Origin of the sequence: Mucilaginibacter sp. 21P (assembly GCF_019331605.1) — a bacterium.
Lineage (GTDB): Bacteria > Bacteroidota > Bacteroidia > Sphingobacteriales > Sphingobacteriaceae > Mucilaginibacter > Mucilaginibacter achroorhodeus.
Genome location: NZ_CP063061.1, coordinates 342858 through 355128, shown reverse-complemented (window position 1 = coordinate 355128; position 12271 = coordinate 342858). Strand labels below are relative to the sequence as shown.

The 12271-nt window shown below is 42.9% G+C and carries 14 protein-coding genes; 3 read left to right on the top strand and 11 right to left on the bottom strand.

What is annotated here, in order from left to right; genetic code table 11:
• Positions 1-98 precede the first annotated feature (98 nt).
• From INP83_RS01395 to INP83_RS01375, 5 genes are all read right to left on the bottom strand, one after another.
• Positions 99-527: a hypothetical protein gene (locus INP83_RS01395; protein WP_219126025.1), complete on the bottom strand. Its 429-nt coding sequence runs from the start codon at positions 525-527 to the stop codon at positions 99-101.
• 61 nt (positions 528-588) lie between these two features.
• Positions 589-1320, bottom strand: a complete 732-nt coding sequence (locus INP83_RS01390) for a ferritin-like domain-containing protein (RefSeq protein WP_219126024.1) — start codon at positions 1318-1320, stop codon at positions 589-591.
• Between the two features lie 15 nt (positions 1321-1335).
• A complete protein-coding gene (creD, locus tag INP83_RS01385) occupies positions 1336-2694 on the bottom strand; it encodes a cell envelope integrity protein CreD (RefSeq protein WP_219126023.1) in 1359 nt (452 codons plus the stop codon).
• Between the two features lie 51 nt (positions 2695-2745).
• On the bottom strand, positions 2746-3045 hold the full coding sequence (locus INP83_RS01380) for a transcriptional regulator (RefSeq protein ID WP_233524474.1): 300 nt from the start codon (positions 3043-3045) through the stop codon (positions 2746-2748).
• Positions 3042-3674, bottom strand: coding sequence for a hypothetical protein (locus INP83_RS01375; RefSeq protein ID WP_219126022.1), 633 nt, complete (start codon positions 3672-3674; stop codon positions 3042-3044). The genes INP83_RS01380 and INP83_RS01375 overlap by 4 nt, the downstream gene beginning before the upstream one ends.
• 119 nt (positions 3675-3793) lie before the next feature.
• Here INP83_RS01375 and INP83_RS01370 point away from each other — a divergent pair, with 119 nt between their 5' ends.
• The gene (locus INP83_RS01370; protein WP_255563226.1) at positions 3794-4471 is read left to right on the top strand and encodes a DUF421 domain-containing protein; all 678 of its coding nucleotides are present in this window, start codon (positions 3794-3796) and stop codon (positions 4469-4471) included.
• Here INP83_RS01370 and INP83_RS01365 read toward each other — a convergent pair.
• Genes INP83_RS01365 through kbl form a run of 6 tightly spaced genes read right to left on the bottom strand, consistent with a single transcriptional unit; the run spans position 4468 to position 8418 of the window.
• On the bottom strand, positions 4468-5046 hold the full coding sequence (locus INP83_RS01365; RefSeq protein WP_146273267.1) for a TetR/AcrR family transcriptional regulator: 579 nt from the start codon (positions 5044-5046) through the stop codon (positions 4468-4470). The two genes, INP83_RS01370 and INP83_RS01365, sit on opposite strands and share 4 nt — an antisense overlap.
• A gap of 3 nt (positions 5047-5049) precedes the next feature.
• Positions 5050-5463: a hypothetical protein gene (locus tag INP83_RS01360; protein WP_219126020.1), complete on the bottom strand. Its 414-nt coding sequence runs from the start codon at positions 5461-5463 to the stop codon at positions 5050-5052.
• The gene (pheS, locus tag INP83_RS01355; protein WP_219126019.1) at positions 5464-6498 is read right to left on the bottom strand and encodes a phenylalanine--tRNA ligase subunit alpha; all 1035 of its coding nucleotides are present in this window, start codon (positions 6496-6498) and stop codon (positions 5464-5466) included.
• The gene (locus INP83_RS01350; RefSeq protein ID WP_219126018.1) at positions 6498-6911 is read right to left on the bottom strand and encodes a PIN domain-containing protein; all 414 of its coding nucleotides are present in this window, start codon (positions 6909-6911) and stop codon (positions 6498-6500) included. Before INP83_RS01350 ends, pheS begins: the two co-directional genes overlap by 1 nt.
• Complete coding sequence (locus INP83_RS01345; RefSeq protein ID WP_219126017.1) at positions 6901-7185, bottom strand: DUF6364 family protein; 285 nt, start codon at positions 7183-7185, stop codon at positions 6901-6903. The genes INP83_RS01350 and INP83_RS01345 overlap by 11 nt, the downstream gene beginning before the upstream one ends.
• Positions 7186-7227: 42 nt before the next feature.
• Positions 7228-8418, bottom strand: a complete 1191-nt coding sequence (gene kbl / locus INP83_RS01340; protein WP_219126016.1) for a glycine C-acetyltransferase — start codon at positions 8416-8418, stop codon at positions 7228-7230.
• Between the two features lie 129 nt (positions 8419-8547).
• On the opposite strand from kbl, the gene INP83_RS01335 reads away from it, so the two are divergent.
• Positions 8548-11025, top strand: a complete 2478-nt coding sequence (locus tag INP83_RS01335; protein ID WP_219126015.1) for a DUF5686 family protein — start codon at positions 8548-8550, stop codon at positions 11023-11025.
• Positions 11026-11195: 170 nt separating this feature from the next.
• Positions 11196-12155, top strand: coding sequence for a rhodanese-related sulfurtransferase (locus INP83_RS01330; RefSeq protein WP_219126014.1), 960 nt, complete (start codon positions 11196-11198; stop codon positions 12153-12155).
• Positions 12156-12271: the final 116 nt, after the last annotated feature.

Genomic DNA, 12271 nt, shown 5'->3' with positions numbered 1-12271 from the left:
AAAGTCTTTTAATTCCTTACTCATGGCTGATATAATTTACTATGCAAACATAATAAATTTATACCAAAAACCAAATTGGTATTTTGATTAAATAATTGTTAAAGATTTGTTTCAGGCTCATACTCAATGTCAAAATTGTAGATGAGTGAACCTGCGGCTATCGTTAACGCGTAAGATATGGCAATTGTGATAACATCAGAACCTATAAGATCATGAGGAACTATCAAAAACGTTACGACCGTAAGTGATGCACCTAAAAAAGCAATAAGATATTTGACATTACTGACCCTGCTGACAAAGGCCGTTATGACTATCCTCATTAAAAAGTGGAATGTTATCCATGTAACAAACGAAAATAACCCGCCAAATATCACGAACAAGAAATAAATATCAAGCATACCATTTCTAAATGCGCTGGTACCACCATGGCGCAAGTAATCTATGATAAAGAATATAGCCGGTCCGACAAATACACTACTCAGCCAGATCTTTAAACTATAACTAAGGGCATTTAATTGAGTTATCATAAAATTTATTTTTTTAAAAGGCGCCCCGCTAATGGCTAACGGGGGCACCTTGGTGATTGGTTTAGGCAAACTCTACAACTAAAGGCGCAGTAATGGCCTTTACTGTTTTATAATATTTATAGCGCATCTTGTGCACATAACGTTCAAATGTTAACCCGCCGGCTTTGAATAGGCGCTTGTGGCCGAACCATACGAGCGCCGATACTCCGTAAAAGAACCATCTGTACACCACCTTACGCCATGCTTTTGAAAAAGTACTTTTGTTGTCGAAGATGATGGCCAGCCGCTCGGTTTGGAAGGTGATGTGCGGTGCTTCATCTATCAGGATATCGGTACAGATCTGTTTCAGCAGGCGGCATTGGGTAGCATCTTTTAAGGCCTGGTAAAATATCTGTGCGATGCTCTCCACCACTATCACGGCCAGTGTCCAGATCTCCATGCTGGTGTTGAGGTAACGCACCTTGCGGAACAGTGTATCACCCCAGTCCTTCTTTATCCGTTGCTCGCCAATCTTATCAATGTAACGACCAAGGTTATTACCATGCTTCTGCTCTTCTTTAATAAACAGGCGTACGGCGTCCACGTAATCAGGATCGCCCAAAGCATAGGCGTATCTGGTTGATGCCGCAATGAGGTGCTCTCCTTCTGATGTTTCGCCGAGCTGCCAGGCTTGTAACGAGGGCAGTATTTCCGCAATCTCATCCTTAGTCATGGTTGGCGTTAAAGCCCAGTTTATTCTTTGGTGTCGGGCGTTTTCCTTGAAATGCCTTATCCAGTAATTGCTTGTATGCATAGGTGTGGTGTGATTTTAATGTTTATCCCAGTTGATCTTCCTTGAGAAATACATCAGCAGGGCAACGATGATAAACAAGGCAATACTGCCGATCATCAGCGCGAGGTCTTCTAATTGAATGATCACGAAAATGAATACATAAATGATTGATAGAATGACCGCGAACAGCGCGGCAGCGGCTTTATTCTTGAGCAGTGACGAAATAAATACCGACACCAGCCCGATTGTGGCGACAGAGGCTATGATATAGGCCAGGTTATATCCCATTTGCTCTGAAAAAGAAAGCAGTAACGTATAGTATATAACCAATGCGGCACCTATCAAAGCATAATTAAACGGATGGATCCTTTGCTTGCGGATAACTTCGGTGAGGAATAGCGAAACAAAAGTAAGCAGCACAATTAAGATGGCATATTTACTGGTGCGGGTGATCTTCTGGTACTGATCTACCGGCAAGCGAAGCTTTAAACCGAAAGATGCATTGGTCAGCTTGTTCTTATCATTCAAAAGGTTGTTATCAACCACCCATTGCTGCGGATAGGGGCGGTTATAATACAGCATCCGCCAGTTGGCCTTAAACCCGGCGCTATCCATATGGCGCTCATCGGGCAGGTAACGGCCGTCAAAGCTTGGGGTGCTCCAGTTCCCTTTTACAGATACATCGGTAGTTTTACCCAGGTGCATAAAGTGAAGTTCCTGGCTGCCTTTAAGATCAAGGGTGAAATCGAAGGTGAAACCGGCCTCCTTAACGGTAGCAAGGTTTAAGTTGGCCTGTAAACCACTATCAAAAACAGGGTGGGCGGTAAAAGATGGCTCGGCAGTGAGATGCTGGCCGGCCGCATTGATCACCGGATTATTCTTTAAACCCTTCAGGTCTGAAATGCTGAATTCCAAACGGGCCTTATCCCATAGTAGTTGATCGGGTGTTAAAGATAATGCGGCCAGATAGGGCTTGCCAAAGTTTCCGCTCACTTTAACCTGCGAATTGTAAACCACCGCATCAAACATGCCCCGGTGCAGTTTATCAGTTTTTACAGCGGCGTCCATCTTCAGGTTCTCGGGCAGCAGATAAAGGTTTTCCGTTACTTCTTTAGTGACCTCTTTCTTATCATTATCGATGGCTTTGAAATACCTTTTGTAAGGCACCACGAGTACCGGACCTTTAATGGTTTGGTCGCCCGACCAGCTATCGGCGATCTCCTTTACCACTTGTGATTGCCTGGCCGAGCGCTCAAATATCAGATCATTTATCAAGGCTGATGGTATCAACAGCACCAGTATCAAAAACCCAATAAAAATTAATTTAACTGTGACCGACTCCTGGAGCCAGTTCATAAATCCCCTAAATGCGGATGGTTGTTCTTCGTTGATCATATTTAAAAAGTACTTTGTATTTCAAAGTTAAAGGACAAAAAAATAGTTACTTTATTTCTGCTGTTTTATAATTTGCTCTAAGGCATCCAAATGCTGCTTAAATGCAAGCTTCCCCTGCTCGCTGGCGGCGTAGTTAGTGTTGGGCTTTCGGCCTAAAAATGATTTGTGCACAGTTATATATTGTTCTTTCTCTAACGCCTTAAGGTGCGATGCCAGGTTACCATCGGTAACGTCCAGCAGTTCTTTAAGCGAGTTAAAGTCGTAGCGCTCGTTAACCACCAATATGCTCATAATTTGCAAACGCAGGCGGTTCTCAAACGCTTTATCGAGTTTTTCAAATGGAAGTTTCACCGGTCGTATTTAAAGTACATAATGCTGCCGTAAACAATGTGCAGCAAACCAAACCCAATCACCCAAAATATTAAGCCGTATCCCGGCATAATTGCAGCCAGCAAACCTAACAATATATCAGAGATACCTAAATAATGAATATCCTTGAAAGTGATACTGCTGGCATTTATTAGTGCAAGCCCGTAAAAAATAAGCGAAGCCGGTGCAACCACACCAAAATACCCGCGCCAGATCAGTATCAGGATCAGCGCCCCGCCGGTAAACAACGGTACACACATGTTATATAGCAATTGCCTGCTGGTGCGCCCCCAAACGTTTTGGCCTTTTTGTTTGGCTTTGCGCAGCGTTAGGATAATTCCTGTCAATATCGATGCAACCAAAACGCCCAGGGCAATGCAGATGAGCTTGATCAAACGCTCAGAAGAAGTCGGTGCGTTTTCAAATACATATTCCCGGTAACTGAGAAAGCCGCCTGTGCCATAAACAATGGTATAAGCCCAAGCTGCACCAATCAGCGCATAAATACCCGCCAGCACGCCAGAGAGGCCGCTCAGCGAAATAAATTTTGACGAACGCTCCATCATGCTGCGGATAGAGGTCAGGTCGTTTTGAATATCGTTTTCTTTCACTTAAAAGTACTTTGATATTCAAAGTAAGTGATTAAATAATTAGCTTCCAAATATTTCTTAAAAAAATGCGATAAAATCAGCCAAAACATTTACCCCATTGATTAGCTTAATTAATGCATATGAGCTGGTATGATGTTTTCCTGAAGGATCTTGATTTTAGATTTGCTATTGAGATAGTTGTGCGTACATTGATCATGTTCACACTTATCCTGGTTATCCTTCGCTTGACAGGGAAAAAGGGCGTAAGGCAGCTTTCAATATTTGAGGTGGCCATTATCATAGGGTTTGGCTCTGCAGCCGGCGACCCGATGTTTGTTAAAGATGTTGCCATTGTGCCCTCAGTTATTGTACTGGTAACTATATTGCTCTTGTACCGTAGTGTAACCTGGTTTGCTGCAAAAAATGAGCGTTTCGAATCTATTTTGGAAGGCCAGCCGCAATATGTGATAGAAGACGGCATGTTTGTGCTTGATGATGACAACCTGAACTTTGCAAAAGATGAATTCCTGGCAGAACTTCGCCAGCAAAGCATTGAGCACCTTGGCCAGGTGCGCATTGGTATTTTAGAAACTACCGGCAACGTTAGCCTTTTTTATTACAGCGATGAAGATGTAAAGCCCGGTATGCCGGTGCTGCCAAAGGTTTACGCCCAAAAAAGCACCGTAATTAAGGCCGAAGGCGAGTATGCCTGTACATACTGTGGTAAAGTAACGTTTATAAAAGGAACAAGCAGCACATGCGGGCGCTGTAATAAGAATGAGTGGCTACAGGCTATTAACACCCTTAGGGTTTCTTAAACCTGTATAGCCGCCTTCACCAGATATGGCAATATCTCCTTCTGGAAGGAAACAAAATTTTTGCGCACGTCGCTGTCACTTACAGAGGTGAACGCGAAGCTGAACACGATGTTCTTGCTGCATTTGATAAGGAAACGGATCCGTTGCTGATAGTTTTCACTGGGGCGGATGCCGGGGCCTTCGGTAAAGGAATGTACCAATAGTTCTTCCAACTCGTTAGACAGGTTCTTCAAAAATTCCTGCGAGTTAGTACTTTCACGAATAAAATCCCAGCCGATAAATTCGTTGCACACAGTATAAGACAAGCGGCAGGTTTTCATGATGAGGTTGCTGAGGTGGGTTTCCTCGTCAACCTCGGCAGTTGTCGCCAAAAGCTCATCAACACTTACCTTAATATAGTCCATTAGCAATACGTGCAATACCGCTTCTTTGCTATCAAAATATTTGTAGATGGTGGCTTTGGCAATTTTTGCCCGCTTGGCAATTTCGTTTACACTTGTTTTATGGTAACCGAACTTACGGAACAGATCCTGCGAGGCGCGCTTAATGCTATCTTTAATTTTGTCTGCTTCCATTAATCAGTTTGAAACAAATATCTCAAATTGCGTGGTATTTACAAGATATGAGCGCAGGTATTTACTCGCGGGGGCCTTTACCGGGCTGCCATCTTCCAAAGAAAATTTAGAACCGCTGCATGGGTCGGTAGCGGTAAGGCCGTTATCATCAAAGTTTACTGCACATAATTTTTCGGGCTGATAACTGCTGCAACGGTCATAAGCTACATAGGCGCCATCAAACCTGCGGTAGATAATAATACCTGCCACACCCACGCCGGATATAGTAACCGCCCCTCCGGCTGCAGTAAGAGCCTGCACCCGAGGGTCAGTTTTTGTTATCCTGAAGTTTACCGGTACACTGGGTACCACGCTGCCGTTTTTAGCGCATGAAAACAGAAGTATGCTTGTAAAAACCAGTATCAGCGCTTGCTTCATTTATATTATATCAGTTTGGAATTGTTTCAAGAAACGCACATCGTTCTCAGAGAACAAGCGCAGGTCGCGGATCACATATTTAAGGTTAGTGATACGCTCTATACCCATACCAAAGGCAAAGCCGGTATATTTTTTACTATCGATGCCACAATTCTCTAACACGTTAGGGTCAACCATGCCGCAACCTAAAATTTCTACCCAACCGGTGTATTTACACATGTTACAGCCGGCGCCTTTGCATATAGTGCAAGAGATGTCCATTTCTGCAGATGGCTCGGTGAACGGGAAGTATGACGGACGGAAACGCACTTTGGTACCCTCGCCGTAAAGCTCCTGCACAAAGTGGAAAAGCGTTTGTTTAAGATCTGCAAAAGAAACGTTCTCATCCACATACAAACCTTCTACCTGGTGGAAGAAACAATGTGCGCGTGCCGAAATAGCCTCGTTACGGTAAACACGGCCCGGCATAATAGCGCGGAATGGCGGTTTGCCATTCTCCATCATACGCACCTGTACCGATGAGGTATGCGTACGCAAGGCAATATCATCGCTGCCATCCCCTTTGCGGATAAAAAAGGTGTCCTGCATATCGCGCGCCGGGTGTTCCTGCGGGAAGTTAAGCGCCGAGAAGTTATGCCAGTCGTCTTCGATCTCAGGGCCTTCGGCCACTACGAAACCAAGACGTTTGAAAATATCGATGATCTCGTTTCGCACTAATGACAGCGGGTGGCGCGAGCCTACTTCGAAACCATCACCGGGCAAAGTAAGGTCAAGGCCTAAGTCTTGAGTCTTGAGTCCGGAGTTCAGAGAATCTTTTAGTTCTGCATATTTGGCTTCGGCCATTTGCTTAAACTGGTTAAGCACTTTACCAAAAACGCGTTTTTCTTCGGGGCCAACAGTCTTAAATTCCTCAAAAAGGTCTTTTATCAAACCTTTGGTACCTAAATACTTTATGCGGAAAGCCTCCAGCTCATCGGCGTTAGCCGGCGAAAAAGCTTGAATATCGGCCGTATATTTATCTATTTTTTCTTGCATTATAGTTGTCTCAAAAAATGTTCGGCAGTTAATACCGGTATGTCAAATCGCTTGTAGTGCTTAGTATTTCTCGTGATTATGAGGTCGCAATTATTTTTATCGGCTATGTAATATTGTATCGTATCTTCAAAATCTACATGTTCGTTACCTAACGCCAGTTTCACATGCTCTTCGTCGAACGAAAGGATTTTAACAAAGTTTAAAATTTCCTTAATTGCAATTTTAGCGGCCTGCTTATTAATATTCTTAGAAATCAGATAATGAACGTTAGCTAAAATCAAGGTTGACGTATACAAATTTATCGCACCTTGTCTGCCTCTGTTAAGTAGAGATTGGCTATAATAAACAAATGGATGTCTTTCCAACAAAAAGTCTAAAAGGGCATCGCTGTCAACAAATATTTTAGAGGCCATGCTTCTCTTTTAGATACTCATATTTGGCATCCCATAAATTAATATCATCAGGCACCTTCCCTTTCAATATTCCTCTTAGGGCAGCTATTTCAGGAGCAATCGGTTCTTGCTTGATCTTGTTGAGAAAAGCGTCTGAACCCTCTTCCTTTTTCACTATATCATCAAAAAACTGCTGCACCATTTTGGATAAACTTGTATGTTTACGCTTGGCATATTCTTTCACAGCCGGTAGAGAATCTGCTTTGATATTAAGTGTTAACTTAGTGTTTTCCATAAGATCGATTTATACGTACAAATATAATAAAAGTATACGTAACTATTTCAACACTCCCAACTCATTACCAACCTTGGTAAAGGCAGCAATGGCTTTATCCAGGTGAGCTACATCATGTGCGGCAGATATTTGCACACGTATACGAGCCTTACCTTGCGGGACCACCGGATAATAGAAACCGATCACGTAAATACCTTCGTCCAACATTTTAGCGGCAAACTCCTGCGCCAGTTTTGCATCGTAAAGCATTACAGGTACTATAGGATGCACACCGGGTTTGATATCAAAACCTGCAGCAGTCATTTTTTCGCGGAAGTATTTGGTGTTAGTTTCCAGTTTGTCGCGCAGGTCGGTTGTTTCGCTCAGCATATCCAGCACAGCAATTGAAGCGCCGGTAATGGCGGGGGCCAATGTATTACTGAACAGGTAAGGCCTTGAGCGCTGGCGCAACATATCGATGATCTCTTTACGGCCCGATGTAAAACCACCGGATGCACCACCCAACGCTTTACCCAAAGTGCCGGTTATGATATCTATCTTACCCATTACGTTATGGTGCTCATGCGTGCCGCGACCGGTTTTGCCCATAAAACCGCTGCAGTGGCTTTCATCTATCATCACCAAAGCGTTGTATTGCTCTGCCAGTGCACAAATTTTATCAAGCTGAGCAATGGTACCATCCATAGAGAAAGCACCATCGGTAACTATAATGCGGTGACGAAGATCCTGAGTGGCTTTTAGCTGCTCTTCCAGGTCGGCCATATCATCGTGTTTGTAGCGTTTGCGCTGTGCTTTACAAAGGCGTACACCATCTATGATAGAAGCGTGGTTCAACTCGTCAGATATTATAGCATCCTGATCATTAAATAAAGGTTCAAACACGCCGCCGTTGGCATCAAATGCTGCCGCGTAAAGGATGGTGTCTTCGGTGCCTAAAAACTCAGATATCTTCTGCTCCAGTTGTTTATGAATATCCTGCGTACCGCAGATGAACCTCACTGATGACAGACCGTAACCATGCGTGTCCATAGCATTTTTAGCAGCTTGCACCACTTTGGCATTGCCTGATAAGCCCAGGTAATTGTTAGCGCAGAAGTTTATCACTTCTTTACCGCCCTGTACCGTAATGTCGGCACCTTGAGGCGATGTTATAATACGCTCTTTTTTGTATAGGCCAGCTGCTTCAATGTCAGCAAGTTCTTTTTGTAAAACCGGTTGCAGTGTATTGTACATGATAAATGTATTTAAAGTTGCAAAATTAGGAAATACGCACCAATTGACGTTATGTGCATCGCTTTTAATAATTTATGCTGCAAAACAAACATTTAACGTGCATTTAATATTATGTAGGAAAATCCCTGTATGAGAATATACTTACTACTATTGATGCTGTGTGCAAACGCAATGCTTGCTGATGCTCAGCAATTTATGCTGAGCGGCCGCATAACAGGCAATAAAGGTGAACCTGTTGGCTTTACATCAGTATATATCCGTAACTCTACTTATGGCACTACAGCCAACGAGTTAGGCCAGTATCAATTTAAGTTATCGCCGGGTAATTACAATATCGTATATCGTTTTGTGGGCTACCGTGAGAAAGTAGTCGCTGTTGCCATATCTAACCAGGATGAACGCCTTAACGTGCAGTTAGACGAAGAAGTATTCAGTCGTGATGATACTGCAACTTACAACCGTAAAACCGACCGGGGTATGGCCATCATGAGAGAGGTAATGGCTAACCGCGAGCGCCACATGAACGAATTTAAAAGCTACACCTGCCAGGTTTACATTAAGGGTGTGCAGCGTTTAACAAAGGCACCTAAGTCGTTAATGAGCAGCCCGGTCATCAAACAGCTCGATCTTGATTCGCTGGGCAGGGGGATTTTGTACCAGTCGGAATCTTTATCTGAATTTAATTTACAACGACCGAATAAGTTTAAGGAGATCACCATTGCTGCTAAAAGTACAGGTGGCAGCCCTGCCTTTAATTATAATAAGGCGTCAGACTTACAGCTTAATATCTACCAGAATATATTTTACATAGAGGGCCTGCGTAGCCGTGGTTTTGTATCACCGGTGGCTGATAATGCTTTTAAGTATTACAGGTTTAGGCTTGCAGGTACAACGGTTTCAAATAACCGTACCATTCATAAAATTGCAATACTGCCAAAGTCAAAGCGTTCATCAACCTTTAGAGGTTTCCTTTACATAGTAGATGGCGATTGGCGGGTTTACAGCGCCGACCTTTACCTTACCGAAGAGAACGATAATATTAACTTAATAGATACGCTATCTATCAGCCAGCAATACATCCCTGTTAAAGACAGCGTTTGGTTGCCGGCATCTATACAGTATGATTACAAAGGATCTGTATTAGGATTCAAATTTGCAGGATACTATGTAGGTATTTATAATAACTACAAGATAGATCAGACTTTTCCAGATGGTTTTTTCAATGGAGAAGTATTAAAAGTTGATACTGCAGCCAACACAAAACCATCGAGCTATTGGAACGCCATAAGGCCTGTGCCGTTAACGCCGCAGGAAATGCGCGATTACCGGAAAAAGGATAGTCTTTTTGCCTTGCAGCATTCCGATCCATACCTTGATTCGGTACAGTTGGAAAACAATAAGTTTAGCTTACCAAGCTATACGATATTTGGTTATGAGGCTAAAAATCGCCGTACCAAAGAATCATTTTACATAGCGCCCCTTTACCAAAGTATTTATTACAACACGGTTGAAGGTTGGGGAATTGATGCACAGGTTAAATACACCAAGAAGTTTGACGACTTACGGTCTTTTAGTATTTCTCCGGAGTTTAAGTACGGTTTTTCAAGTAAGCTGGCAAGCCCAATGATCCATAGCGAGTACCTGTTTGATCAATGGCATCGTGGCCGTGTTTTTACCAACTTTGGTGCAGATGTAATGGATTTAAGTAACGTAGGTACCAGATCATTATGGTTCAATACCCTAAGCTCTTTGCTGTTTGAGAACAACTATGTAAAGTATTATCGTAATCAATACGGTAACGTAGGTTATGAGCGCGAACTTGCTAATGGTATTTTGTGGAGTTCGAGCGTTGAGTATTCTAATCGCAGGCAATTATACAATACGTCGTACCAGCACATATTTAATCCAAAGAATAAAGAATATACATCAAACAACCCGTTGGCTCCACCGGGTACACCTGCCGATGACAGATCCTTTTTATTTCCGGAGCACCAGGCATTTACTTTTAAAACATCGCTTGAGTTTACCTTTGGTCAACGTTATATTACCAGGCCTGATGGCCGTACGTTTGTACCGTCAAGATATCCAAAGGTCGTGCTTAATTATCGCAAGGGTATAAACGGCGTTTTTGGTTCTGATGTAAATTACGATTTCGTGTCTATTAACATCAGTCAGGATCATATTCCGATCGGATTAACCGGTTATTCATCGTTCAGGATATCAGCAGGCGATTTCCTTAACCGCCGCAACCTTTACTTTATGGATTATAACCATTTTTCGGGCAACCAGGGTTTAACGTTTGACCCTACCGATCTGGCAAGTTTCCATTTCCTGCCGTTCTATCAATTCAGTTCAAACGATGCGTTTCTGGAGGCTCACTACCAACATAATTTTGCAGGTGCGTTCTTTAGCCGCATACCTTTTATGCGTAAGCTTAAGCTCGAAGAGATTATAGGGGCCAATTTCCTAACAGAAAAGAATAACATGAACTATTCTGAGTTTTATGTTGGTATACAGCGGTTATTCTTCCGTGTAGACTATGGCGTATCCTTCACCGGCGACAAAAAGTATATCCAGGGTTTCAGGATATTTTATGGGATAAGATAGGGGGTGGTTAATTAGTTGATTTGTGATTGTTTATTAGTTTGCTTTCGATTACATGCATTTTTTATTTTGGATCAACCGATATCTGATCTCTAATTAACTGATCAACTAATCTCCAAAATATTTATCTTTGCACCTCATTTAACACTGTTTGCAGCAGTATCAATGATCTTATGGCAAAGTATAACACACTACTGTACTATTGTTACTCAACAATAGAAAATGGCGAGCAATTTGCCGCCGACCACCTGAAATTTTGTAATGGATTAGGCCTTACCGGTCGCATAATAGTTGCTGATGAAGGGTTAAACGGCACTGTTTCCGGCGCGCCCGAAGCGTGTAAAGCTTATATGGAAGCCGTGTTGGCTGACGAGCGTTTTGCTAAAACAGATTTTAAGGTGGATGAAGTTGACGAACCTTCATTTGTAAAAATGCACGTTCGTTATAAATCGGAGATCGTCCATTCAGGCCTGCGCGATCCACAGATGATCGACCCCAAGAAACGTACCGGTGTGCACCTGGAGCCTAAGGAATTTATGGAAATGAAGGATAGGGACGATGTGGTTGTGTTAGATGTAAGGTCTAACTACGAACACTCGCTTGGAAAATTCAAAAATGCCGTAACGCTTGATATTGAGAATTTCCGCGATTTCCCGGCTATGATCAATGAACTGGCGCAGTACAAGGATAAAAAGATATTGACCTATTGTACCGGTGGCATCAAGTGCGAAAAGGCTTCGGCTTTGCTTTTGCACGAGGGTTTTGAAAATGTTTACCAGTTGCATGGCGGCATTATTAAATACGGAAAAGAAGCAGGCGGAAAGGATTTTGAAGGCAAATGTTATGTGTTTGATAATCGCCTGTCGGTAGAAGTGAACAGTGTAAACCCGGTAGTGATATCAACTTGCAGAAATTGCGGCAAAACAACGCCGAAGATGATCAATTGCGCCAACCCCGAGTGTAATGAGCATTTTACCCAATGTGATGAATGCGGCGAGGCTCTGGAAGGCTGCTGCAGTGATGCTTGTAAAGCGCATCCGCGTAAACGGGTATATGACGGTACTGGTTATTACGTTAAGGTTCCGCAGCCTGTTAATGTGGCAAAGAAAAACAAAGTTCAGCTTGCTGACTGATCATAAAACAGGAAAGGCTGCCCACAAAGGCGGCCTTTTTTCTTAATTGCTGTTAAGGTTTATCTTTGTGTCTTTTTAACGCACAAATTCATGCACAAACGCCTTTTGCTTTTTTG